Source organism: Geodermatophilus sp. SYSU D01176, from assembly GCF_054050015.1.
In genome coordinates this window covers 36,249-59,553 of sequence record NZ_JBJGYN010000014.1, presented here as the reverse complement: position 1 = coordinate 59,553, position 23,305 = coordinate 36,249, and the positions used below count along the sequence as shown (strand labels likewise).

General features: G+C 75.4%; 23 protein-coding genes and 1 tRNA gene. 6 read left to right on the top strand and 18 right to left on the bottom strand.

Annotated elements, in window-relative coordinates:
• Positions 1–71: 71 nt before the first annotated feature.
• A complete protein-coding gene (locus ACI78Z_RS10155; protein ID WP_457036412.1) occupies positions 72–596 on the bottom strand; it encodes a ferritin in 525 nt (174 codons plus the stop codon).
• A gap of 98 nt (positions 597–694) precedes the next feature.
• On the opposite strand from ACI78Z_RS10155, the gene ACI78Z_RS10150 reads away from it, so the two are divergent.
• From ACI78Z_RS10150 to ACI78Z_RS10140, 3 genes are read left to right on the top strand one after another with little or no spacing between them, the layout of a single operon-like run.
• The gene (locus ACI78Z_RS10150; protein WP_457036411.1) at positions 695–880 is read left to right on the top strand and encodes a hypothetical protein; all 186 of its coding nucleotides are present in this window, start codon (positions 695–697) and stop codon (positions 878–880) included.
• Between the two features lie 28 nt (positions 881–908).
• A complete protein-coding gene (locus ACI78Z_RS10145) occupies positions 909–2,891 on the top strand; it encodes an ATP-binding protein (RefSeq protein ID WP_457036410.1) in 1,983 nt (660 codons plus the stop codon).
• 2 nt (positions 2,892–2,893) lie between these two features.
• A complete protein-coding gene (locus ACI78Z_RS10140) occupies positions 2,894–4,048 on the top strand; it encodes an acyl-CoA dehydrogenase family protein (protein ID WP_457036409.1) in 1,155 nt (384 codons plus the stop codon).
• Positions 4,049–4,164: 116 nt separating this feature from the next.
• Here the strand turns inward: ACI78Z_RS10140 and ACI78Z_RS10135 are convergent, their stop codons facing one another.
• From ACI78Z_RS10135 to ACI78Z_RS10110, 6 genes are all read right to left on the bottom strand, one after another.
• Entirely contained in the window at positions 4,165–4,521 is a 357-nt protein-coding gene (locus tag ACI78Z_RS10135) for a hypothetical protein (RefSeq protein WP_457036408.1), read from the bottom strand.
• A 153-nt stretch (positions 4,522–4,674) separates the two neighbouring features.
• Complete coding sequence (locus ACI78Z_RS10130) at positions 4,675–5,796, bottom strand: glycerate kinase (protein ID WP_457036407.1); 1,122 nt, start codon at positions 5,794–5,796, stop codon at positions 4,675–4,677.
• 12 nt (positions 5,797–5,808) lie between these two features.
• Complete coding sequence (locus ACI78Z_RS10125) at positions 5,809–6,822, bottom strand: NADPH:quinone reductase (protein ID WP_457036406.1); 1,014 nt, start codon at positions 6,820–6,822, stop codon at positions 5,809–5,811.
• Positions 6,823–6,865: 43 nt separating this feature from the next.
• Complete coding sequence (locus tag ACI78Z_RS10120) at positions 6,866–7,261, bottom strand: VOC family protein (RefSeq protein WP_457036405.1); 396 nt, start codon at positions 7,259–7,261, stop codon at positions 6,866–6,868.
• 36 nt (positions 7,262–7,297) lie between these two features.
• A complete protein-coding gene (locus ACI78Z_RS10115) occupies positions 7,298–7,864 on the bottom strand; it encodes a hypothetical protein (RefSeq protein WP_457036404.1) in 567 nt (188 codons plus the stop codon).
• A gap of 52 nt (positions 7,865–7,916) precedes the next feature.
• The gene (locus ACI78Z_RS10110; RefSeq protein ID WP_457036403.1) at positions 7,917–8,372 is read right to left on the bottom strand and encodes a hypothetical protein; all 456 of its coding nucleotides are present in this window, start codon (positions 8,370–8,372) and stop codon (positions 7,917–7,919) included.
• Positions 8,373–8,490: 118 nt separating this feature from the next.
• Here ACI78Z_RS10110 and ACI78Z_RS10105 point away from each other — a divergent pair, with 118 nt between their 5' ends.
• Positions 8,491–9,336 (top strand): ATP-grasp fold amidoligase family protein, encoded by an 846-nt coding sequence (locus ACI78Z_RS10105; protein WP_457036402.1) that lies wholly within the window; start codon positions 8,491–8,493, stop codon positions 9,334–9,336.
• A 36-nt stretch (positions 9,337–9,372) separates the two neighbouring features.
• On the opposite strand, the gene ACI78Z_RS10100 is transcribed toward ACI78Z_RS10105, so the two are convergent.
• The 7 genes from ACI78Z_RS10100 to ACI78Z_RS10070 form a co-directional block, all read right to left on the bottom strand.
• Complete coding sequence (locus tag ACI78Z_RS10100) at positions 9,373–11,976, bottom strand: bifunctional FO biosynthesis protein CofGH (RefSeq protein ID WP_457036401.1); 2,604 nt, start codon at positions 11,974–11,976, stop codon at positions 9,373–9,375.
• A 199-nt stretch (positions 11,977–12,175) separates the two neighbouring features.
• Positions 12,176–13,033, bottom strand: a complete 858-nt coding sequence (locus ACI78Z_RS10095) for an ABC transporter permease (RefSeq protein ID WP_457036400.1) — start codon at positions 13,031–13,033, stop codon at positions 12,176–12,178.
• Complete coding sequence (locus ACI78Z_RS10090) at positions 13,030–14,019, bottom strand: ABC transporter ATP-binding protein (protein WP_457036399.1); 990 nt, start codon at positions 14,017–14,019, stop codon at positions 13,030–13,032. The genes ACI78Z_RS10095 and ACI78Z_RS10090 overlap by 4 nt, the downstream gene beginning before the upstream one ends.
• Positions 14,016–15,095: a hypothetical protein gene (locus tag ACI78Z_RS10085; RefSeq protein ID WP_457036398.1), complete on the bottom strand. Its 1,080-nt coding sequence runs from the start codon at positions 15,093–15,095 to the stop codon at positions 14,016–14,018. The genes ACI78Z_RS10090 and ACI78Z_RS10085 overlap by 4 nt, the downstream gene beginning before the upstream one ends.
• Positions 15,079–15,606, bottom strand: coding sequence for a sigma-70 family RNA polymerase sigma factor (locus ACI78Z_RS10080; protein ID WP_457036397.1), 528 nt, complete (start codon positions 15,604–15,606; stop codon positions 15,079–15,081). Before ACI78Z_RS10080 ends, ACI78Z_RS10085 begins: the two co-directional genes overlap by 17 nt.
• A 259-nt stretch (positions 15,607–15,865) precedes the next feature.
• The gene (locus ACI78Z_RS10075; RefSeq protein ID WP_457036396.1) at positions 15,866–16,381 is read right to left on the bottom strand and encodes a flavin reductase family protein; all 516 of its coding nucleotides are present in this window, start codon (positions 16,379–16,381) and stop codon (positions 15,866–15,868) included.
• A gap of 52 nt (positions 16,382–16,433) precedes the next feature.
• Positions 16,434–16,961, bottom strand: a complete 528-nt coding sequence (locus ACI78Z_RS10070; protein WP_457036395.1) for an NUDIX domain-containing protein — start codon at positions 16,959–16,961, stop codon at positions 16,434–16,436.
• A 58-nt stretch (positions 16,962–17,019) separates the two neighbouring features.
• Between ACI78Z_RS10070 and ACI78Z_RS10065 the strand changes: the two genes are divergently transcribed.
• On the top strand, positions 17,020–17,814 hold the full coding sequence (locus ACI78Z_RS10065; RefSeq protein WP_457036394.1) for an SGNH/GDSL hydrolase family protein: 795 nt from the start codon (positions 17,020–17,022) through the stop codon (positions 17,812–17,814).
• A gap of 92 nt (positions 17,815–17,906) precedes the next feature.
• On the opposite strand, the gene ACI78Z_RS10060 is transcribed toward ACI78Z_RS10065, so the two are convergent.
• On the bottom strand, positions 17,907–19,850 hold the full coding sequence (locus ACI78Z_RS10060; RefSeq protein WP_457036393.1) for a putative bifunctional diguanylate cyclase/phosphodiesterase: 1,944 nt from the start codon (positions 19,848–19,850) through the stop codon (positions 17,907–17,909).
• Positions 19,851–20,068: 218 nt separating this feature from the next.
• Here ACI78Z_RS10060 and ACI78Z_RS10055 point away from each other — a divergent pair, with 218 nt between their 5' ends.
• Positions 20,069–21,094: an LLM class flavin-dependent oxidoreductase gene (locus tag ACI78Z_RS10055; protein ID WP_457036392.1), complete on the top strand. Its 1,026-nt coding sequence runs from the start codon at positions 20,069–20,071 to the stop codon at positions 21,092–21,094.
• Positions 21,095–21,152: 58 nt separating this feature from the next.
• On the opposite strand, the gene ACI78Z_RS10050 is transcribed toward ACI78Z_RS10055, so the two are convergent.
• The 3 genes from ACI78Z_RS10050 to ACI78Z_RS10040 form a co-directional block, all read right to left on the bottom strand.
• The gene (locus ACI78Z_RS10050; protein ID WP_457036391.1) at positions 21,153–21,815 is read right to left on the bottom strand and encodes a DUF4333 domain-containing protein; all 663 of its coding nucleotides are present in this window, start codon (positions 21,813–21,815) and stop codon (positions 21,153–21,155) included.
• A gap of 149 nt (positions 21,816–21,964) precedes the next feature.
• A tRNA-Arg gene (locus ACI78Z_RS10045) sits at positions 21,965–22,037 on the bottom strand.
• 56 nt (positions 22,038–22,093) lie between these two features.
• Positions 22,094–23,137: an NlpC/P60 family protein gene (locus tag ACI78Z_RS10040; RefSeq protein ID WP_457036390.1), complete on the bottom strand. Its 1,044-nt coding sequence runs from the start codon at positions 23,135–23,137 to the stop codon at positions 22,094–22,096.
• Positions 23,138–23,305: the final 168 nt, after the last annotated feature.

Below are 23,305 nucleotides of genomic sequence, written 5' to 3'. Positions count from 1 at the left end.
GGGCGCGAGGTGCCTCTCGCGCGCGAAAGGCACCTCGCGGTGGGGCCGTGGACGGCGGGACCGCCGCCGGCTCAGGCCCCCGCGACCGGTGGCGCGGTGGGGTCCGCGGCCGCGGCGGTGACCTCGCGCAGCACGTAGTCCTCGATCGTCTCGAGGTCGTGGGTGGAGCGCTTGACGATGGTGAGCAGGTCGCTCATCTTGCTGACCTCCTCGATCTGCTCCTTGATGAACCACTGCATGAACTGGTCCGAGGCGAAGTCGTTCTCCCGCCGGGCGACGCCGATCAGCGCGTTGATCTGCTCGGTGACGCGCTTCTCCTGCTCCAGGGCGAGGGCGACCGGGGCGACGACGTCGGCGAACTCGTTGACCGGGGCGGGGATGCCCGGGATGTGCACGGGCGCGTCGGAGTCCAGCAGGTACTTGACCATCATCATGGCGTGCTCGCGCTCCTCGAGCGCCTGGTCGAAGAAGAGCTGCGCCGTCCGCGGCATCGTCAGCTCGTCGAAGTAGACGGCGCACGCCACGTACTGCTGGTGGGCGGCGAACTCGTTGCCGATCTGCGTGTTGAGCAGCTCGACGAAGGCGGGGGCGGCCATCGGGTCTCCCGGACGTGTGAGGTGGCGTTGACCGCACGTTATCCGGTGACACGCCGGTGCCCGTGGACCTCGGAGGAAGGTGAGGCTAGCCTCACCGCGTGGCCAAGTCCGGGCGCCTGCCCAAGAAGAAGTGCTGCGAGGACAAGCCGCGCTGCAAGCGCTGCCCCCTGCGGGCACTCGCCGAGGGGACGCTCCCGCCGGGCTACACGGTCAAGAAGCGCCGCTTGGTCAAGCTGGACAAGGCCGACCGGGTCCTGGCGAAGAGCACGCGCAAGGCGGCCTGACCCCGCCCCCGGCTGGGGGTGCTGAACCGTGTTCGACACCGTGCTGGTGGCCAACCGCGGCGAGATCGCCGTCCGGGTCATCCGCACGCTGCGCGCGTTGGGCATCCGCTCGGTCGCCGTGTACAGCGAGGCGGACGCCGGAGCGCGGCACGCCCGCGAGGCCGACGTCGCCGTCCCGATCGGCCCGGCGCCCGCGGCGCGGAGCTACCTGTCGATCGAGCGGGTGCTCGACGCCGCCGCCCGCACCGGCGCGCAGGCCGTCCACCCCGGGTACGGCTTCCTGTCCGAGAACGTCGAGTTCGCCCGCGCCTGCGAGAAGGCCGGGATCGTCTTCATCGGCCCGCCGGGCGCCGCGATCGAGGCGATGGGCGACAAGATCCGTGCCAAGCAGACCGTGGGAGCCGCCGGCGTCCCCGTCGTCCCCGGGCGGACCGAGCCGGGCATGGACGACGACGAGGTCGCGGCGGCCGCGGTCGAGGTCGGCTTCCCGGTGCTGCTCAAGCCCAGCGCCGGCGGCGGCGGCAAGGGCATGCGGGTGGTGCGGTCACAAGGCGAGCTGGCCGACCAGGTCGCCGCCGCCCGGCGCGAGGCCCGCGGCTCCTTCGGCGACGACACCCTGCTGGTCGAGCGCTACATCGGGGCGGCCCGGCACATCGAGGTGCAGGTGCTCGGCGACAGCCACGGCACCGTCGTCCACCTCGGTGAGCGGGAGTGCAGCCTGCAGCGCCGGCACCAGAAGGTGATCGAGGAGGCGCCGTCCCCGCTGCTGGACGCCGGGCGGCGCGCCGCGATGGGGGCCGCCGCGGTCGAGGCCGCCCGCGCGGTCGGCTACACCGGCGCCGGCACGGTGGAGTTCATCGTCGACGCCGACCGGCCGGACGACTTCTTCTTCCTGGAGATGAACACCCGGCTGCAGGTCGAGCACCCGGTCACCGAGATGGTCACCGGCCTGGACCTGGTCGAGCTGCAGGTGCGGGTGGCCGCGGGGGAGCGGCTGCCGCTGACCCAGGACGACGTCCGGCTCGACGGGCACGCCATCGAGGCCCGGCTGTACGCCGAGGACCCGGCCCGCGGCTTCCTCCCGCAGACCGGCACCGTGCTCGGCCTGGGCGAGCCCGACGGCGCGGGGGTGCGGCTGGACAGCTCGCTGGCCGTCGGCTCCGTCGTCGGCACCGACTACGACCCGATGCTGGCCAAGGTCGTCGCCTGGGGCCCGGACCGGGAGACCGCGCGCGCCCGCCTGGTCGGCGCGCTCGGGCACACCGCCGTCCTCGGGGTCCCGACCAACACCGCGTTCCTGCGGGCGCTGCTCACCGACCCCGACGTCGTCGCCGGTCGGCTGGACACCGGGCTCATCGAGCGCCGCGGCGAGGCGCTGACCGCCGCCGAGCCGGTGCCGCCGGCGGTGTACGCGGCCGCCGCGCTGTTCGAGCTGCTGGAGGCCGAACCGGCCGGCCCGGTGGTCGACCGCTGGGACGTCCCCGACGGCTGGCGGCTGGGCGAGCCGGCCTGGACGGTGCGCCGGCTGCAGGCCGCCGGCGGAGACCCGGTCACCGTGCGGGTGCGCGGCCGGTCGTCGTCCGCCGAGGTGCGGATCGGAGACGCCGACGCGGTGCCGGCGAGCGCCCGCCGGGACGGCGACCAGCTGTCGGTGACCCTCGACGGCGTCACCGCGCGGTACGCCGTCGTCCACTCCGGTGGGCAGCTGTGGCTGGCCGCCGACGGCCGGGTGACCGTGCTGCGCGAGCACGAGCGGCTGCACTCGGCGGTCGAGGGCGCGGCCGGGGACGGCGCGGTCACCGCGCCCATGCCGGGGACGGTGACGCTGGTGCAGGCGGCGGTCGGCGACCGGGTCGAGGCCGGCGCCCCGCTGCTGGTGGTCGAGGCGATGAAGATGGAGCACGTGCTGACCGCACCCCTCGCGGGGACGGTCACCGAGCTCGGCGTGACGGCCGGCCAACAGGTCCGGCTCGACGAGCGGGTGGCCGTGGTGACGGCCGGGGAGGACTGACCGTGCTGGACTACCGGCTCGACGACGAGACCGAGGCCCTGCGCAAGGTCGTGCGCGAGTTCGCGCACGACGTGATCGCACCGCAGATCGGCGCGTTCTACGAGGCCGACGAGTTCCCCACCGCGATCGTGCGGCAGATGGGCGAGCTCGGGCTGTTCGGCCTGCCCTTCCCCGAGGAGTACGGCGGCTCGGGTGGCACCTACTTCACCCTGTGCGTGGCGCTCGAGGAGCTGGCGCGGGTCGACTCGTCGGTGGCGATCACCCTCGAGGCCGGCGTCTCGCTGGGCGCGATGCCGATCTACCGGTTCGGCACCGAGGAGCAGAAGCGGCAGTGGCTGCCACGGCTGTGCAACGGGGAGGCGCTGGCCGCGTTCGGGCTGACCGAGCCCGGCGGCGGCTCGGACGCCGGCGCCACCCGCACCACCGCGCGCCTGGAGGACGGGCACTGGGTGGTCAACGGGTCCAAGGCCTTCATCACCAACTCCGGCACCGACCTGACCGAGCTGGTCACCGTCACCGCGGTCACCGGCACCCGACCGGACGGCGGCAAGGAGATCTCGGCGATCGCCATCCCGTCGGGGACGCCGGGCTTCAGCGTCGGCAAGCGGTACTCGAAGGTCGGCTGGAACGCCTCGGACACCCGCGAGCTGTCGTTCAGCGACTGCCGGGTGCCTGCGGAGAACCTGGTGGGGGAGCGCGGCCGCGGCTACGCGCAGTTCCTCTCCATCCTCGGCGAGGGGCGGATCGCGATCTCGGCGTTGGCCGTCGGGCTGGCCCAGGGCTGCGTCGACGAGTCGGTGAAGTACGCGGCGCAGCGGGAGGCGTTCGGCCAGCCGATCGGCCGCAACCAGACGATCCAGTTCATGATCGCCGACATGGAGGTGCGGGCGTCGACCGCGCGGCTGGCCTACTACCGGGCCGCGGAGAAGATGCTGCGCGGCGAGCCGTACGCCCGGGAGGCTTCGATCGCCAAGCTCTACAGCTCCGAGGTCGCGATGGACAACGCCCGCTACGCCACCCAGGTGCACGGCGGCTACGGGTTCATGAACGAGTTCCCGGTCGGCCGCTTCTACCGCGACGCCAAGATCCTCGAGATCGGTGAGGGCACCAGCGAGGTGCAGCGGATGCTCATCGCCCGCGACCTCGGCGTCGGCTGAAGAAGGACCTCCCCTCCCCGGCGAGATCACGCGATCCCGCACGCTCCGGGCCCCGTAGCCGTGCGAGATCCCGGGATGCCGACATCCGAGCGCGCGCGATCGCGTCGACCACGAGGTCAGCGCGGCTCGCTCCCCGGCGCGGCCGCCCGCGGGTCCCGCGAGGGGAGCTCCGACTGCACCCGCCGCCAGTGGTAGAGGTACAGCGGGGCGGCGATGGCCAGCGTGGTCGCCGAACCCACGACGCCCAGGACGTCGTTGCGCCGCTGGGACTGCCGGCCGATCTCCTCCTGCCGCAGCCGCTCGGCCTCGCTGAGCCCCTCCCCGGGCACCGCGTAGTAGCCGGGGTCGGGATAGAAGAGCCCGACCGTGCTCCGGGTCAGCTCGACCGCTGCGAACAGGGCGATCACCAGGGTCACCAGGCAGACCAGGTAGAGGTACAGGCTGCGGATGGTGAGCCGCTCGGGCAGGGCCACGGCACGTCCTCTCTCGGACCGGCGAGGCGCTCCGCCGGCACGCGTCGGATCCTGCCGCAGGGAGATCACCGTGCGGGCTCCGGCGCGGCGCCGTGACGGGATCGCGATGACTCGTCCCGCGGGCCCGGTGCGACCAGCGACGCCAGGGGCGGCCTACAGCCGGTCGGCCGCGATCCGGCCGGCCAGGCGTTCGAGCAGCGGACCGGCGTCGACCATGCAGCGCTCGGGGTCCGGCTCGAGGTCGGTGAGCGCGTAGGCGGCGTCGATGCCGGCCTCCCGCAGCGCCGCGTCGTCCAGGTCGCGGCGCCCGCAGACGGCGACCACGGAACCGACCCCGGCCGCCCGGGCCCGCCGGGCCACGCCGACCGGCGCCTTGCCGCGCAGGCTCTGCTCGTCCAGCGACCCCTCGCCGACGACGACCAGGTCGGCGCCGGCCACCAGCCGCTCGAAGCCCAGCAGGTCCAGCAGCAGGTCGATGCCCGGCCGCAGCTGCGCCCCGAGGACGGCGAGCGCCGCGAACCCCACCCCGCCTGCGGCGCCCGCGCCCGGCTCGTCGCGCAGGTCGCGGCCGGTGGCGTCGGCGACCGCGTCGGCCAGCCGGGCCAGGCAGCCGTCGAGGTAGGCGACGTCGTCAGGGCCGGCGCCCTTCTGCGGGCCGTAGACCGCGGCGGCGCCGGAGGGGCCGGTCAGCGGGTTGTCCACGTCGCAGGCCACGACCACCTCGGCCCCACCCAGCGCGGCGGCGACCCCGCTCACGTCCACCCGGGCCAGCCGCTCCAGCCCTGCGCCGCCGGGCCCGACCGGTGCACCGTCGGCGTCCACCAGTGCGGCGCCGAGGGCCTGCAGCAGCCCGGCGCCGCCGTCGGTGGTGGCGCTGCCCCCGATGCCGAGGACCACCTGGCGGGCCCCGGCCGCGAGCGCCGCGGCGACCACCTCACCGGTGCCGCGGCTGGTGGCGGTGCGCGGCTGCTTCCGGCCGCCGGGCAGCCGCGCCAGCCCCGAGACGTCGGCCATCTCCACGACGGCGACGTCCCCGAGCCGGGCGTACGCGGTCTCCACCGGCTCGCCGGTCGGGCCGGTGGCGGTGACCGGGACCCGCTCGTAGCCGGCGGCCAGCGCGGCGGCGAGGGTCCCGTCTCCGCCGTCGGCGACGGGCAGGCAGCTCACCTCCACGCCCGGACGACCGGCGGTGAGCCCGCGCGCGACGGCGGCGGCCACCTCGGTGGCGGTCAGCGATCCCTTGAACTTGTCCGGGGCGACGAGGACGGAAGGCACCGCCCGATCCTGTCAGGCCGTCACGTCGACCAGCACCTTGCCGACGACACCGTCCTCGACCGCGCGGTGCGCCTGCGCGGTCTCGGCCAGCGGGAGGACGTGCAGCGGCAGGCCGGCGTCCTCACCGACGCGTACGGCACCGTCGAGCACCGCGGCGTTGACGTCCTCGACCGCGATCGCCTTGGCGCGCCCCGGCTCGGTGTAGACCAGCACGAACTGCCAGCGCGCGTTGGCGTTCATCTGGGCGCGCACCGGCACCGTGACCTCCGCCCCGCCGTCGTCGGCGTACATCGCGACCGCCCCGTGCAGGCCGATCACCTGGGCGTCGACGGCGGCGTTGGTCGCGGCGGAGACCTCCACGATGGCGTCCACGCCCTTCGGGGCGATCTTGCGCACCTCGGCGACGACGTCCTGCTCGCGGTAGTTGACGACGTGCGAGGCCCCGGCCGCCGCGGCGAGCTGGGCCTTCCGCGGGCCGCTCACCGTGGCGACGACCGTCGCATCGGCCCAGCGGGCCAGCTGGATCGCGGCGTTGCCGACCGCGCCGGCCCCACCCTGCACCAGCACGGTGTGCCCGGTCAGCGCTCCCGGGCCGAGCCGGTCGGGCAGCGACTCCGCCACGGTCAGGCAGCGGTGCGCGGTGAGGAACGGGATGCCCAGCGCCGCGCCCAGCTCGAAGGAGGGCCCGGCGCCGAGCAGCACGACCTGCCGCGCCGGGACGACGGTGTACTCCGCGGCCGTCCCGTGCGGACGCTGCCAGGCCGCCTCCCAGACCCACACCCGCTCGCCGACCAGCACCGGGTCCACGCCCTCGCCGACCGCGTCGACGGTGCCCGAGCCGTCCTGGTCCGGCACCTGGCCACCGTCACCGGGCGGAGCGGTGCGCCGGCGCTTCCAGTCGGTCGGGTTGACGCCGGAGAAGGCCAGCCGCACCCGCACCTCGCCCGGGCCGGGCTCGGGGTCGGGGCGCTCGACCAGCTGCAGGACGTCGGGGTCGCCGTTCTCGGTGTAGACGATGGCTCGCACGGTCCCGTCCTACCGTGTCCCGCACGGCCACGCGCGATCGGGCTCAGGCGAGGTTGAGCTGCCAGGAGACGCCGAAGCGGTCGTTGACCCAGCCGAACCGGCGGCTGAAGCCGTGGTCGCCGAGCTCCATGAGGACGGCACCCCCGTCGGACAGGCCCGCATACAGCCGCTCGAGCTCCTCCGCCGACGTCGTCTCGACCCAGATGGAGAACGACGGCGTGAAGGTGAAGTCGTGGACCGGAGGGCTGTCGAAGCAGCGGAACACCTGGCCGGCGATAGAGAAGGTGGCGCCCTGCACCGTGCCCTCCGCGCCGGGACCGTCGGCTCCCCACCGGGTGAGCTCGAGGACGCGGGCGTCGTCGAACAGCGACGTGTAGAGGTCGAGCGCCCGCTCCGCGTCGCCCGTGAACATCAGGAAGGGGGTCACCTGCTTCGGCATGGCCGTCACCGTAGGGGGAGCTGCTGACGGAAACGCTCACTGCAGTGCGTCGGCGACCGCGGCCAGGAGGTCGTCGACCACGCGGAGGTCGGCGTCGCTGTCCCCCGCCGCGACGACGAGCACCACCACCTCGTCGGAGCGCACCAGGCGGGTCTCGCCGACCGCCGGGTCCGGTCCCGAGACCACGGTGCGGATCCGGACCCCGGCCCACGCCGCCCCCGTCCAGTCGGCCACCGACCGGGTCAGCGCGGACGCCGGGCCGGCGTCGGCCGACGGCGGTGCCGACGCGCAGTCCGGTGCCTCCATCCGCGCCTGCTCGAGGACCGCCTCCGCGACCATGGGAGCCGACGTCACCCAGCCGTACGCGTGCAGGGTCATCCCCTCGGCGGCGTGGCCCACGGCCACCGGCTCGCCGAGCGCGGGATCCAGGCGGGGAGCCCGCGTGCCCGGCGCCGTCGTGCAGAGCTGCCAGGGCGCCGGGGGCGGGTCCACCGGCCGCAGCCCGGGGACGGGCACGGAGAGCGCCGCCGGGAGGTCGGGCGGCCCGCCGGGGGAGGCGGTCCCGTCCACGGTGGCGGTGCAGGAGGCCAGCACACCGACCACAGCCGCAGCCCACGCCACCGTGGTCGTCCGGCCGCTCGGGCGGCCGGGTGGCTCAGGCAGGGCTGAGGGACGGCGCCGGCGCGGGATCGGGCGCCCAGCGGCGGGCCGTACGGCCGATCAGCACGGCCTCGGCCCCGATGACCCCCGCCATGGCCACGAAGACCGCGGTGAGCAGCACCCACTCGTCGGGGGTCAGGTGGTGGGTCGCGCCGAGGTCGCCCGACCCGATGCCGACGGCCTGCACCGCCAGCAGCCCGAGGCCCGTGCCGAGCACGAGCCACGGCCACCGGCCTCGGCTGTAGGCGAGGGCGATGGCGCCGGGGAGAGCGAGGACGACGAAGAAGACCGCGATGAACGCCGTCCCTGCGAGGCTGAACGTGGTCGCGGTCGAGGTCACCTCGGCGACCGCGCGCATCAGCAGGCGGAAGACCAGCGCGGCCACCAGGCCCCAGAGCAGGGCGGCGGTGCCGCCGGCGACCACGGCCTTCACGAGGCGGCGTCCGTTCATGATCGCCGGAGGTTAGCGGGGGGACGTGCTCTGCGGGTCCTTCCCGGTCCCGGGAGGCGCCGCGGCCGGCCACTCGCCTGCGGTTGCCGGTCGCCGTCCCGGCTGGTGGGGTCGAGCGGTGCCCGCTCCGCCACCCGGCGTCCTGCCCGCGCCGGTGCGCCGGACACTGCTCTACCGGCAGGCCACCGGGCACCTCCCGCGGCTGCTGCGCCCGCGCACCTTCACCGAGAAGCTCAACTGGCGGATCACGCTCGACCGGCGGGAGCTGCTCGCGCCCACCTGCGACAAGCTGGCGATGAAGGAGCACGCCCGCACGCTCGCGCCGGGCCTGGTCCGCGTCCCGGAGACCCTCTGGGCGGGCACCGACGTCGGCGAGCTGGCCGACGTCGACCTGCCCGTGCACTGGGTGCTCAAGCCCAACCACTCGTGCATCCGGCGGTTGTTCGGCCGCGGGCCGGCCGACGTCGACGAGCTGCGTCGGCGCACCGCGGGCTGGGTGGCGGAGCGGTACTGGCGCAAGAGCGAGGAGTGGGCCTACCGGCGGGCGCGGGCGTGCCTGCTTGTCGAGGAGTTCGTCGGCGTCCCGGGCGCGGTGCCGGCCGACGTCAAGGTGCTGGTCGTCGACGGCGAGCCCCGGCTGGTCGAGCTGCACACCGGTCGGGACGACGACCACCGCGCCCGCCTCTACTCGCCGGAGTGGGCGCCGCTGCCCTGGACGATCGGCTTCCGGCCCGGTCCGGACGCCGCCCCGCCCGAGCGCCTCGAGGACCTGCTCAAGGCCGCCACCGCGCTCGCCGACGGCTTCGACATGCTGCGCGTCGACCTTTACGAGGTGGACGGCGAGCTGTGGTTCGGCGAGCTCACCCCGTACCCGGGCGCCGGCCTCTCGCCGCTCGAGCCCGACCTGGACGCCTGGCTGGGCGAGGCCTGGACCCTCCCACCGCTCCGGCGCACCCGCGGCTGACCCCCGGCGGTTTCCGCGGAAACCCCCGGCAGCGGGTCAGACCGGGGTGATCGACAGGTCGAGGGCACGGCGGCCCTCCTCGGAGCGGGCGGTCGCCAGCCGCTCGGCCGACGGGGTGCCGTACTCCGTCGTCCGCTGGCGGGCCGGGCGGCCGATCGCGGCGGCGATGGACTCCAGTTCGGCGATGGTCTTCAGCGAGCCGTTCTCGCTGCCGGCCATCCGGCTGATCGTCTCCTCCATCAGCGTGCCGCCCAGGTCGTTCGCCCCGCCGGCCAGCACCGCCCGGGTGCCGACGTCGCCGAGCTTCACCCACGAGGTCTGGACGTTCGGGATCCGCCCGTGCAGCAGCAGCCGGGCGACGGCGTGCACCGCGCGGTTCTCCCGCACCGTCGGCCCGGGGCGGGCGACGCCGGCGAGGTAGATCGGCGAGCTGTGGTGCACGAACGGCAGCAGCACGAACTCGGTGAACCCGCCGGTCTCGTCCTGCACGCGGGCCAGGGTGCGGAGGTGCGCGACCCAGTGGGCGGGGGTGTCGACGTGGCCGTACATCATGGTCGACGTCGTCGGGAGGCCCACCCGGTGGGCGGTGGTGATGATCTCCAGCCACGTCCTGGTGGGCAGCTTGCCCTTGGTGAGCACCCAGCGGACGTCGTCGTCGAGGATCTCCGCCGCCGTCCCCGGCACGCTGTCGAGACCCGCTTCACGAGCGGCGACCAGGAAGTCGGCGAACGACAGCCCGGTGCGGGCCGCGCCGTTGACGATCTCCATCGGGGAGAAGGCGTGCAGGTGGATGCCCGGCCGCCGGCGCTTCACCTCGCGGGCCAGGTCCAGGTAGGCGGTGCCGGGCAGGTCCGGGTGGATGCCGCCCTGCATGCAGATCTCGGTCGCGCCGGCGGCCCACGCCCGGTCCACGCGGTCGCCGACCTCTGCCAGCGACAGCGTGTAGGCGTCGGCGTCGGTGCGCCGCTGGGCGAAGGCGCAGAACCGGCAGCCGGTGTAGCAGACGTTGGTGAAGTTGATGTTCCGGTTCACGACGTAGGTGACGTCGTCGCCGACCGTGTCCCGGCGGACGGCGTCGGCCAGCCCGCACAGCGCCTCGAGGTCCGGGCCGTCCGCGCCCAGCAGCGCCAGGTACTCCGCATCCGACAGCCCCGCCGGGTCGGTCTCGGCGGACCGCAGCGCGGCGTGCACCGCGGGATCGCCGGCGGACCGCGCCGTGGAGCGCCCGTCGCGGGCGGAGACGGTGCGGTCGCGCAGCTCGGCCCAGTCGCCGTAGACGGCGTCGAAGTCGCTGCGCCGGTCGCCGGTGCGTCCGGAGGCGTCGACCTCGACGTGCAGGTCGGTCCGCCCGGACGACACCCACGCCGCGTCCGGCTCCTGCCACGGCAGCCCGGCCGGGACCCGCCCTTCCACGGCCAGCCCGTCGGGACCGGCCAGGGCTGCGACGTGCGGGCGGACCCGCGGGTCCAGCCACGGCTCGGGGGAGAGCACGTACGGCGGTTGGGCGGCCAGCCGCTCGCGCAGCTCGAACCCGGCCTCTGCGGACAGCGCGGCCAACTTGTCGGTGTTCGGCCACGGCCGCTCGGGGTTGACGTGGTCGGGGGTCAGCGGCGACACCCCGCCCCAGTCGTCCACGCCGGCGCGGAGCAGCAGGCCCAGCTCGGTGGAGTCCGACAGGTTCGGCGGCGCCTGCACCCGCGCCTTCGGGCCGAGCAGCAGCCGGGTGACGGCGACCGCGGCGACGTACTCCTGCAGCTCCAGGTCGTCGTGCGCGGCCATCGCGGTGCGCGGCTTGGCCCGGAAGTTCTGGACGATGACCTCCTGCACGTGCCCGTGCCGCTGCGCCGAGGCCCGGATCGCGCCGACGGCGTCCACCCGCTCGGCGTAGGTCTCGCCGATGCCCAGCAGCACGCCGGTGGTGAACGGGACGGCGGAGCGGCCGGCGTCCTCGAGCCCCCGCAGCCGCACCCGCGGCTCCTTGTCCGGCGAGCCGAAGTGCGGGCCGCCCTTCTCCGACCACAGCCGGGTGGCGGTCGTCTCGAGCATCATCCCCATCGACGCCGACACCGGCTTGAGCCGCTGGATCTCCTCCCACGACAGGACGCCGGGGTTCAGGTGCGGCAGCAGCCCGGTCTCCTCGAGCACCCGGATGGCCATCGCCCGCAGGTAGGCCAGGGTGGAGTCGAAGCCGTGCGCCTCCAGCCACTCCCGGGCGACCGGCCAGCGCTCCTCCGGGCGGTCGCCGAGGGTGAACAGCGCCTCCTTGCAGCCGAGCGCGGCGCCGGCCCGGGCGATGTCGAGCACCTCGTCGGGGGAGAGGAACGGCGCCCTGCCCTGGGCACGCAGCTGCCCCGGTGTGGTGACGAACGTGCAGTAGTGGCAGCGGTCGCGGCACAGGTGGGTGAGCGGGATGAAGACCTTGCGCGAGTAGGTGACGACCCCCGGCCGCCCGGCCGAGGCGAGCCCCGCGTCGCGGACCCGGCCGGCCGCGACCAGCAGCCGGTCCAGCGGCTCGCCCTCACCCAGGCCGCGGGCGTGCAGCAGCGTCTCGGCCTCGACGGCGTCCAGGGTCGCCCCGCGCTCCGCCCGGGCCAGCGCACGGCGCACGGCGGACGGCGAGGGGATCAGCGGCTCGGTCATCGATCCCGACGCTAGTAGAAGGACCCCCTGCCCCCCACCACTCGCAGGCTCGCGGCGGGACCCTGCAGGGGGCCGGGGGCCCGCTGCCCGACGTCCTCCGGCCGCGCCTCCCGACGATCATGGAGCTGCGGGAGCGGCACGCCGGGTCCGGACGGCATGTCGCTCCCCGAGCTCCGCGATCGTCGACGGGCGGGAGCCGCTACACGTCGCGGCGGGCGAAGGAGAGCGCGGTCAGCCCCCACACCATGGCGATCCACACCCCGGCCCACGCCAGGTAGGCCGGGGAGAGCGCGGCGTCGGCCAGGAAGGGGAACCCGCCCTCACCCGGGCCCATCTGGACGAGTGCGATCGGGTCCTGGAAGGCGTTCATGGCGCCGCGCCACAGGCCGTCGGTGGGCAGCAGGACCCGCGACACGGTGCCCACGCTCTCCACGCCCTCGTTGCCCAGCGCTCCGCCGATCCCCCCGACCACGCCCGCGACCCAGGTCGCCCCGAACAGCCCGACGGCGACGATGCCCGACGCCATGGTCGACACGACGCTGGACAGCAGGAGGGCCAGGGTGAGCAGCACGACCGTCTCCGCCCCGAGCAGCGCCAGGCCGGTCGCGGGCGACGGCGGCCAGTAGCCCACCGTCGCCGCGACGACGAGGATCTCCCCGAGGCCGGCCAGGACCACGTAGCCGCAGCCGAAGGCCACCAGCCCGAGCCACTTGCCGAGCAGGACCGCCGACCGGCGGACCGGGCGCGCCAGCATGACCAGCGCCTGTCCCGACTCCAGCTCACCGGCCAGCGTGGGTCCGGCGAGGAACGCCGTGCCGATCGCCGCGATGAGACTCAGCCCGAACATGATCAGGTTGAGCAGCAGCGAGGCCACGAGGCGGGCCTCACCACTGGTCATGGTGCCGAGCTCGCTGTCCAGCCCCACCAGCTTCGAGAAGCCCCAGGCGCTGAGCGCGAGCAGGACCACCGTCAGCGCCAGGAGCGCCCAGACGACCCGCCGCCGGACGGCCTCGCGCAGGGTGAGCCCCGCGATGGTCAGCACGGTGCGGGCGGTCACGGCCGGCCGTCCCCGGCGCCGGCCCGCAGGATGCCGAGCAGGCGTTCCTCCAGGCTGATCCGCGCCGGTTCCACCGCGTGGACCCGCACGCCGAGCGCCACCAGGTCGCGCACCAGGCCGGGCACGGCGGTCCCGTCGTCGTCGGCCGGCAGCGCGACGGTGGACCACTCGCCCTCGCGCTCGACCGGCCCCGCCGCGGCCAGCCGGGCCTCGGCCGCCGGGACCACGCCGGTCAGGTGCAGCCGGACCTCGCGCTGACCGAGCAGCTCGGCCAGCGTCCCGGCGGCGGCGACCCGGCCGCGGTCGAGGACGACGACGCGGTCGCACACCCGCTCCACCTCGCCGATGAGGTGCGAGTTCAGCAGCACCGCCACGCCGCGTTCGCGCAGCGAGAGCACCACGTCGCGCACGTCGGCCCGGCCGAGCGGGTCCAGGGCGCTCGTCGGCTCGTCGAGCACCACGAGCTCCGGGCGGGCGACCAGCGCCACGGCCAGTCCCAGCCGCTGCTGCATCCCCTTGGAGAACCCGCCCACCCGGTCGCCGGCGCGGGCGGCGAGCCCGACCAGCTCCAGGCAGCCGTCCTGCTCGGCCCGGGGGACGTCGGCGCCGGACAGCCGGACGTGCAGCCGGAGCACCTCGGCCGCGGTCAGCCACGGCTGGTAGCGGAACAGCTCGGGCAGGTAGCCCACCCGGGCCCGGGCGGAGGGATCGGTGCCGGGCCGACCGAGCACCATCACCTCGCCGGCGTCGGGCCGGACCAGGCCCAGCAGCATCTTGATGACCGTGGTCTTGCCGGCTCCGTTGGGCCCGAGCAGGCCGACCACCTCACCGCGGCCCACGGCCAGCGAGACGCCGTCGACCGCGGTGCGCCGTCCGTACCGCTTGCGCAGGCCGTCACACCACAGCGCCGGGGCCGGGGGCAGGTCCCGGACCAGCTGCGCCGCGGCCCGGACGGCGGCGTCCCCGGGCCCGGCGACCGTCGTCACCGCAGGTCCCCGGCCACGTCCAGCACCTCGTCGGGGCTGAGCGAGCCGCCCACGAGCGTGACGACGCCGTCCTCGACCCACACCACGGCGGCCAGGGCCTGGTTGCGCGCCTCGAGCACGGTGGCGGGTCGGCCGCCGACCTCCGCGGCGGAGGTCTCCACCAGGTCGACCGGCACGGGGAGCGGCAGGGTCGAGCCGTCGGCGGTGTAGGTGCGCAGCTGCGCCGCCACGTCGTCGGGCAGGCCCGGCAGCGAGAGCAGGTAGTCGCGCACCGTCTCGAACGGCACCCCGGAGGAGAAGGCCTGGGGGGCCACCGCGCGGGCGACCAGCAGGGTGGGCACCCCCGAGGGCTGCGACCACACCGCCGCCACACCGGGACCGGCGGTGAGCCGGACCTGGCTGCCGTCGAGGCCCGGGGGCACCGGCGGCAGGGACTCCCCGGACGCCGCCGCCGCGTTCGCCGCCTTCTCCGCCGAGAAGGTGAAGACGCCGCTCAGCTCGCCCACCACCCGGTACGCCGGCTCGCCCTCCACGCCCTCGGGCAGGTCGCCCACCGCGGGGACCCCCAGGCCGGTCTCGGCGCGGGCCGCCGCGGCGTCGGGCACCGGGTGCGGCCCATCGTCCCCGGTCACCTCCACGTCGCCGTAGGAGGTCAGGTCCGGCAGCGCCACCAGGTCGTCGGGGTTGACCTCGAGCGGGGCGACCTGCTCGGTGCGGAAGATCGGCAGCCAGTCGTTGGCCGCCGCGACGCCGGCGCCGGAGAGGACGACGACGAAGGCGAGCACGGCCGCGGCCGGGCGGTGCAGCAGCCCGCTGCGCCGCCGGGGCGCCGCCGGTGCCGGCGTCGCGGTGCGGGCGGGCAGCGCCGTGGACAGGCGTTGCCAGGCGGCGGCGGGGTCGACGTCCGCGGTGCCGTCGGAGCGCAGCGCGGCGCCGACCACCGTGGCGTCCTCGCGTGCGGCGGCCAGGCCGACGAGGCACACGGGGCAGTCGGCCACGTGCTGGCGGTCGGCGTCGGAGACCCCGGCCGGCTCGTCGACGAGACGGCGCAGCACGCCTTCAGTCGGATGACGCATGGCGGTCCAGCTCCTTCCGCAGGGCGGATTCGGCGCGCCGCACCGTGGTGCCGACGCTGGTGGGGGAAAGGTCGAGTGCCGCCGCGACCTCGGCGTAGCTCAGGCCGCTGTGCCGCAGCACGAGCGCCACGGCCTGCCTGTGGGGCAGCCGGGCCAGCGCGGCGCGCACCCGGCGCCGCTCCTCGAGGGTCACCACGGCGTCGGCGACGTCGGGGGTGACGGGGTCGTCGGCCGCCGCGGCGCTCTCCTCGCGGGCGGCGCGGCGGCGACCGGAGCGGATCAGGTTCAGCGCGGTGTGGGCCGCGGCGACGGACAGCCAGCCCCGGGCCTCCCCGGCCGGCACCGACGAGCGGCCGAAGGAGAGGAACACCTCCTGGGCGACGTCCTCGGCGGAGTCCCGCGACCCCAGCACCCGGGCGGCCACGCCGACGACCCGCGGGTACTCCTGGCGGAACACCTCGGCGAGGTCGGCACGCACGCTCCCGGGGGCCGCCGACCGCGGAACCGCCACGCCCTCCGCCCCTCCGACCCGCCCCGTCGCGCTCCGCCGCACCGCGCCGGGGACGGCCAGGACGGCCTCGGGTCGCGCATGCCGCACCAGGTCCATGTCCCTACAGCACCGCCCGGGGCCGCGGTGTGACATCCGCCGCGGATGCCTGCCGATGCCCCCCTGCAGGGTCCCGCCGCCGGCCCCGTCCCGAGGCTCACCCCGAGCCCGCGAGGGGTGCGGAGGACGGGGTCCTCCAACGGCAGGGGCAGGGGGTCCTCTCTCAGGCGCGACCGGCCGCGGACCCCGTCGTGTCGACGTAGCGGCCCCGGTGGCGGAGCAGCGGCACGGCCGACGGGTCGCCGCCGGGCAGCACGTCGTCGACGGCGAGCAGCGCCAGCACGTGGTCGCCGGCCTCGACCAGCCGCTCCAGCCGGCAGTCCAGCGCGACCAGGCCGCCGCCGAGCACGATCCCGCCGCTGCCGGGAGCGCGGGTCCAGGGCACCGACTCGAGCAGGTGGCGGGCGCTGGGCCGCCCGGCCGAGGAGAACCGGCTGGCCACGATGGCGTGCTCCGCAGCGAGGACGGTCAGCGCGCACCGGCCCACCTCCGCCAGCACCTCGGCCGGGTAGCCGCTCGCGGAGAGGCCCACGGCGACCAGCGGAGGCTGCGCGGACACGCTCATCACCGAGGAGACCGTGGTGCCCACGTCGTCGATGTCGTCGCGGACGGTCAGCAGGCACACCCCGGCCGCGTACTGGCGGAGGGCCTCGGCGAACGTGGCGGGGTCGACCGGCATGGCGGCCAGTCGACCACACGCTCTCCTGTGCCGGACGGTGTGCGCCGGGGGCCTACCCGCGGTCCAGCAGCAGGAGGCTGTAGGCGGCCAGGCTCGGCCCGTCGGTGAACCGGCCGTCGCGGACCATCGCGCGCAGCTCGGTCTCGGTCACGAAGGCGTGCCGCATGTCGGCCTCGGTGACCTCGCGCGCGGTCGGCCCCTGGGTCAGGTCGGTGGCCAGCCAGACGTCGAACTCCTGCGTGGACAGCCCCGGCGCGAGGTCCAGGTGCCCGAGGTGGCGCACCGACCCGGCGCGCAGGCCGGTCTCCTCGGCGAGCTCCGCGCGGGCCAGTTCCTCGGCCGAGCCCTGCGCTCCGGCTGTCCAGGTGCCCTGCGGGAACTCCCAGGCCCGCCGGCCGACCGGGTAGCGGAACTGCTCGACCAGCCAGAAGCCGTCGCGCTCGGCGGGCAGCACCAGCGCGAAGTGCGGCTTCTCGACCACGCTGTAGACCCCGGCGCTGCCGTCGGCGCGCTCCACCGCGTCCTCCCGCACCCGGATCCACGGGTTGCGGTAGACCTCCCTGCTGCCCGTCGTCCGCACGACCGCAGCCTCTCAGGGCGGCGGAGGGTGCGCCCCACCACCGTGCTGGAGTGGAGGGGTGCAGCTCGGACCCTCCCGCACCACCTGGCACCGCTACGTCGCCCTCGGGGACTCGTTCACCGAGGGGCTGGCCGACGCCGACCCGCAGCTCCCGGGGGAGTTCCGGGGCTGGGCCGACCGGCTGGCGGAGCACCTCGCGGCCGCGGCGGACGGCGCGGTCGAGTACGCCAACCTGGCCATCCGCGGCCGGCTGCAGGGGCAGGTGCTCGCCGAGCAGGTGCCGGTCGCGCTGGCCGCCGAGCCGGACCTGGTGAGCCTGGTCGCCGGCGGCAACGACCTGCTGCGCCCCGGCGCCGACCCCGACCGGCTCGCCGTCGACCTGGAGGAGGCCGTCGCCCGCTTCCGTGCCACCGGCGCCGACGTGCTGCTGGCGACCGGCGTCGACCCGCGGCAGACGCCGATCCTGCGGCGCACCCGCGGCCGGGTCGCGGTGTTCAACACCTCGCTGTGGTCGATCGCGGCGCGGCACGGTGCCGTCGTCCTCGACCAGTGGGGCGCGGGCTGGATCCAGGACTGGCGGATGTGGGACGGCGACCGCATCCACCTCACCGCCGAGGGCCACCGGCGGACCGCACTGGCCGCGGCGACCGCGCTGGGCCTCCGGGTGGACGGCGACTGGCGCACGCCGCTGCCCCCGCAGCCGCCCCGGGCGCTGCGGGCGGCGCTGGCCGAGGAGGCGGCGTGGGTGCGCGGGTTCGTCGCGCCGTGGATCGGCCGGCGGCTGCGCGGCCGGTCCTCGGGGGACGGCCGCGCTGCCAAGCGGCCGGTGCCGCTGGCGCTACCGCGCGGCTGAGGAAGGACCCCCTGCCCCCGGCCCGGTCCAGGGCACCGCCCTGAGCTCGCGAAGGGCGGGGAGGACGGGGTCCTTCCACCTGCAGGGGGCCGCTACTCCTCCACGTCGGCAGGGCGCTCCTCGGCGAGCGGCCCGATCGGCGGCAGCTCCTCCGCGGTCAGCTCGTCGACCGACATCGCGCGGGTGGCCGGCGGTTGGGGGGCGGGCACCGGCGGCAGCCCGGAGGTCGCCAGGGCCTCGCCGTCCAGCACGTCCTGCACGGTCACCTCACCGGGCGGCAGGGTGCCGGTCAGGTCGACGTCCCCGGTGCTCGGGATGGTGGTGGGCAGCGGCGCCGGGCGGCCGAAGGCGTAGCCCTGGGCCATCTCGCAGCCGTGCTCGCGCAGCCAGTCGGCCTGGTCGAGGTCCTCGATGCCCTCGGCGATCACCTGCAGGCCCATGCCGAGGCCGAGCTGCACCAGGCCCTGCACGAGCGCCGCGGTCGAGGGCTGGGTGACCACGTCGGCGACGAACGATCGGTCGATCTTGACCGTGTGGATGGGCAGCCGGTGGAGGGCGGTGATGGCCGAGTAGCCGGTGCCGAAGTCGTCCAGCGCCAGGGTGACGCCGGCGTCGGTCACCTCGGAGACCGCGTGCAGCGTCGCGTCGGCGGCGAACAGCGCGGTGGACTCCGTGATCTCCAGCTCCAGCCGCTCCGGCGGCAGCCCGGACCCGGCCAGCGCGTCGGCGACCAGGTCGGCGAAGCCGGGCTCGGCGAGGTGCCGCGCGGAGATGTTGACGTGCACCCGCAGGCCGGCCGGCCAGCCCGCCGCGTCGAAACAGGCCTGGCGGAGCACCCAGGCGCCCAGCCGGGAGGTGAGCCGGTTGTCCTCGGCGGCGGTGAGGAACGCCCCCGGCGGCAGCAGCCCGCGGGTCGGGTGCTGCCAGCGGATGAGCGCCTCGTAGCCCAGCAGCGTCTCGTCGGCCAGCGACACGATGGGCTGGTAGAACAGCCGCAGCTCGTCGGACTCCAGCGCGTTGCGCAGGTCGGCCTCCAGCTGCAGCTGGTCGACCTCGCTGTCGGAGAGGCCCCCGTCGTGCACCTCGATGCGGGCGCGGCTGCCGTCGGCCTTGGCGCGGCTGAGCGCGGCGTGCGCCTGGCGCAGCAGGTCGTCGGGGGCGACGTCGGAGCCCAGGGTGAGGCCCACGCTGGCCGAGAGCACGATCTCGCGCTGGCCGATGAGGAACGGGTCGTCGAGCACCCCGAGCAGGCGGTCGGCCATCGTGCGCAGCCCGTCGAGGTCCTCGACGTCCTCGGCGAGGATGAGGAACTCGTCGCCGCCCAGCCGGACCGCGGTGTCCTCGACCCGCGTGCTCCAGCGCAGCCGGTCGGCGACCTGGATGAGCAGCTGGTCGCCGGCCTCGTTGCCGAGGACGTCGTTGACCGCCTGGAACCGGTCGAGGTTCAGGTGCACCAGGCCGACCTGCAGGCCGCGGCGGCGGGACAGCGCCAGGGCGTGGTTGAGCCGGTCGTTGAGCGCCCGCCGGTTGGGCAGGCCGGTCAGCGGGTCGGTGAAGGCCCGCCGCACCAGGTCCTCCTCCGCGCGGCGGCGGTCGGTTCCGTCGACCAGCGAGAGGACGACGAACTGCGGCGCCCCGGTGCTGGTGTGGATGACCTCGTGCGACTGCGTGGCCCACAGCTCGGTGCCGTCGGCGCGGCGCAGCCGGCGCTCGCCGTCCACGCGCAGCCACGGGTCCAGCGGGCCGTCGGCGCGGTCGGGCACCGGGGCCTCGTCGGGGTGGGCGAGCAGGTCGACGTGCCGGCCGACCATGTCCTCGGGCGTGCGCCCGGTCATCGCGCAGAGGGCGTCGTTGACGACGAGGAGGTGGCCGTCCAGGTCGACGAGGGCCTTGGGGATCGGCGCGGTGAGGAACAGGGCGCGGAACAGCTGCCCGCGGTCGGCCAGCAGGGTGTCGATCGCGCGGAGCCTCGAGCCGGCGGCGGCACCGGCGGTCCCCTCCGGGGGACGCGACACGTCGGGGGCGCTCAGGTTCACCCGGACAGCCTGCGGGACAGGAGCCGTCCGGTCCGGGAACCCGCTGACGGAGAGTCGTGGTCGGCTCGTCACAGATCGTGACTGCTTGAGCACGGTGGGGCGCGAGTGCCGGATGGGACGTCGACGGCTCCCCATTCGAAGGGGCGGCGCCCGCCGTCGGGGAACACGCGCGGGGCCCGTGGTGCTCGACCGCAGCAGAGCGACGAGAGGTGAGGGTGATGGAGAAGCGGATCGGGTTCCTGTCCTTCGGGCACTGGCAGCCGATCGCGGGCTCGCGGGTGCGGACCGGGCGGGATGCGCTCGTGCAGAGCGTGGAGCTGGCCGTGGCGGCCGAGGAGATCGGGCTGGACGGCGCCTACGTGCGGGTGCACCACTTCGCCCGGCAGCTGGCCTCGCCCTTCCCGCTGCTGGCCGCCATGGCCGCGCGCACCCGCCGGATCGAGGTCGGCACCGGCGTCATCGACATGCGGTACGAGAACCCGCTGTACATGGCGGAGGAGGCGGCGACCACCGACCTGCTCGGCGACGGCCGGCTGCAGCTCGGCGTCAGCCGGGGGTCACCCGAGACGGCGCTGCGGGGTTCGGAGGCCTTCGGCTACGTGCCGCCGGACGGCATGAGCGACGCCGACCTCGCCCGGCAGAAGACCGCGCTGTTCCTGGCCGCGATCCGGGGTGAGCGGCTGGTGGACGCCGATCCGCGGATGACCGGCGGCATGCCCGGCAGGCTGGCGGTCCAGCCGCAGTCGCCGGGGCTGGCCGAGCGCATCTGGTGGGGGGCCGGCACGCGGGCGACGGGGGAGTGGGCCGCCCGCCAGGGGCTGAACCTGATGAGCTCCACGCTGCTCAGCGAGGACACCGGCGTGCCCTTCGACGAGCTCCAGGCCGACCAGATCGCCCGGTACCGCGCCGCCTGGGCCGACGCGGGCTGGGACCGGACGCCGCGGGTCTCGGTGAGCCGCAGCGTCCTGCCGGTCACCACCGACCTGGACCGGCAGTACTTCGGCGAGCGCTCGGGCGAGGACCAGGTCGGCCTGCTGGAGGGCGTGCGCGCCCGCTTCGGCAAGAGCTACGTCGGCGAGCCCGACCAGCTCGCCGAGGAGCTGGCCAAGGACGCCGCCGTCCGCGAGGCCGACACCCTGCTGCTCACCGTGCCCAACATGCTGGGCGTCGAGTACAACGCGCGGCTGCTGGATACCGTGGCCCGCCACGTCGCCCCGGCCATCGGCTGGCGCCCGCGGACCTGACGCGCGCGGACGCGGTGGCGCCGGTCGGCGCCACCGCGTCCGCGGCGGGGTGTGGCGGTCAGGCGGCTTCGTAGGTGACGTTCCCGGCGTCGTCGACCGTGGCGATGACGTCGAGGCTGTCGGTGGCGTCGGTCGCGTTGGTCACCGTGCAGGGGATCGGGGTCCCGAAGCCCTCGACCAGCACGCTGCGGCCGTCGGCGTCGCAGGTCGTGGTGACCTCGACCTGGGCCTCGGCGCCGACCTGCTGGCTCAGCGCGGCCTCGACGTTGGCGATGATCACGAAGTCCTCGACGCTGGCGATCTGCACGTTCCCCTCGTCGTCGGTCTGCTCGACGGTGAACGAGATGGGCTGACCGTCGAGGGTGCCGGTGCAGGTCGTCGTCGTGCCGGCCTGGAGCGGCACGTCGTCCGGGCAGCTGACGTCGGACGCCGCCAGCCCGGCCTGCTCCTCGGTGATCCGGGCGATCTCGCGCTCGGCCTCGGCGGTGTCGAGCAGCTTGGTGCCGAAGAAAAACAGCGCCGCGACGCCGAGGCCGACGATCGCGAGGACGGCGACGACGATGCCGCCGACGAGGGCGCCGGTGCGGCGGCGCCGGCGCGGCTGCGGGGCGCCGGATCCGGCGGGCGGAGGACCGAACGGCGCGGCCGGCTGACCGGGGGGGCCGTACGACGGGGGCTGCGGCTGCGGGGGGTATGCCGGGTGGCCGATCTGCTGGGTCATGACCTTGGTTCCTTCCGTGGCGGGGGCTCGGGAGGAACGGTGGCGGGTGGGTCTGGTGGCGGACTTGCCGCGGCCTTGAGGCGCACTTGAGTGCCTGCCCGCCGCGTCGCGGAACCCGTGGTGGGTCCGCGCGACGGCGGCCGGGTGGGCGCGCCCGGCAGGGATCGAACCTGCGACCAAGTGCTTAGAAGGCACCTGCTCTATCCGCTGAGCTACGGGCGCTCGCGCTCCGATCATCGCACCGCCCCCAGGACGGCGGATCATCGGCGCCGGGTGGTTCAGAGGCGGCGCGCGGACCTGAAGGACGTGGCGTACAGGCCGCTGCCCGACAGGGTGGACCGGCCACGGACGTCGCCCATCGTGGGGCCGTCGGCTCCCTTCCGGCTGGAGAGGAAGCGGGGCGCCTTCGCGGAGTCGAGCCCGAGGTAGATACCGACGTGGTCGGTGAGCGTGTCGTCGTCGGTGCTCGCGTCGAAGAAGACCAGGTCGCCGGGTTGGAGTGCCCCGAGGCCCGACGGACGTGTGCCGGTGTTGGGGAGCACCATGACACCCGGCGCCGAGGCGTCCATCTGCACGGCCCGCCGCGGCAGGGCCATGCCGTCGGGCTCCAGCACCATGGGGATGCCCGACCGGTACCCGAAGACCATCCGCACGTACCCGGAGCAGTCCACGGCGCCGTGCTGGTCGGTCTCCGGCTGGTCGACCCTGCTCCCGTACGACCAGGGGGTGCCCAGGTAGTCGTTGAAGTCCGAGCCCTCGGCCCGGGTCCCGTCCGCCTGCAGTGGGCCGTAGGAGGCGTCGCCGGCGATGCGCAGCCCCGTGCCGTCCCGCAGGTCGGGTGCGCCGGTGGTGTACTGCCGCGCCACCTCCAGGACGTCGGGGGTCGTGTCGCCGATCCGCGCGGCCAGCCAGGCGTAGTCCACCGCCCCGGCGAACGGCTGGTCCAGCAGCCGCACCCAGGTCGTCGTCGTGACGGTGGCCGAGGTCGTGGACTCGGCGAAGGTGCGCTGTGGACCGCGCAGGGTCACCGAGCGAGAACCCACGGTGAAGGTGGCCACCGGCCCGGCACCGTCCTTGACGACGACGCGATCGGGAGCCGAGAACCGCTCCTCCCGGAGTTGGCCGGTGGTGCCGGGGACGGATGTCCCCGTCTGCGAGGTGGTGGCGACCGTGGCCATCGTGGCGCTGTCTCCAGCGCCGGCCATCGGGGTGGGGCCGGGGCCGGCCACCGCGTCCCCCGCCAGCGCCAGGACGGCCAGGGCGAGTGCCGCCCGGCGCGCCCGTCTCGTCCCCGCAGAACACCGGCTGTCGTCCGTCCGCATCTTGCCGTCTCCGTCCCGGCGCGCGCAGCACCCGATCGACCGATCCCGTCGGCGTGCGATCGACGGCGGACGGCGGCCGGTTGAGGGGGACAGCGGGGCCGGTCACCCCGTCGGGGGAGCGGGGATGCCGCATCGGGTGGCCGGGTCCGGTCGGTGGTCCCGGAGGGT

Bases quoted from the DNA above. Each gene is read 5' to 3' on its own strand.
- ACI78Z_RS10155 (WP_457036412.1), bottom strand. From the start codon at position 596: ATGGCCGCCCCCGCCTTCGTCGAGCTGCTCAACACGCAGATCGGCAAC.
- ACI78Z_RS10120 (WP_457036405.1), bottom strand. From the start codon at position 7,261: ATGCCGAAGCAGGTGACCCCCTTCCTGATGTTCACGGGCGACGCGGAG.
- ACI78Z_RS10110 (WP_457036403.1), bottom strand. From the start codon at position 8,372: ATGAACGGACGCCGCCTCGTGAAGGCCGTGGTCGCCGGCGGCACCGCC.
- ACI78Z_RS10100 (WP_457036401.1), bottom strand. From the start codon at position 11,976: ATGACCGAGCCGCTGATCCCCTCGCCGTCCGCCGTGCGCCGTGCGCTG.
- ACI78Z_RS10085 (WP_457036398.1), bottom strand. From the start codon at position 15,095: ATGCGTCATCCGACTGAAGGCGTGCTGCGCCGTCTCGTCGACGAGCCG.
- ACI78Z_RS10075 (WP_457036396.1), bottom strand. From the start codon at position 16,381: ATGCCGGTCGACCCCGCCACGTTCGCCGAGGCCCTCCGCCAGTACGCG.
- ACI78Z_RS10055 (WP_457036392.1), top strand. From the start codon at position 20,069: ATGGAGAAGCGGATCGGGTTCCTGTCCTTCGGGCACTGGCAGCCGATC.
- ACI78Z_RS10050 (WP_457036391.1), bottom strand. From the start codon at position 21,815: ATGACCCAGCAGATCGGCCACCCGGCATACCCCCCGCAGCCGCAGCCC.
- ACI78Z_RS10040 (WP_457036390.1), bottom strand. From the start codon at position 23,137: ATGCGGACGGACGACAGCCGGTGTTCTGCGGGGACGAGACGGGCGCGC.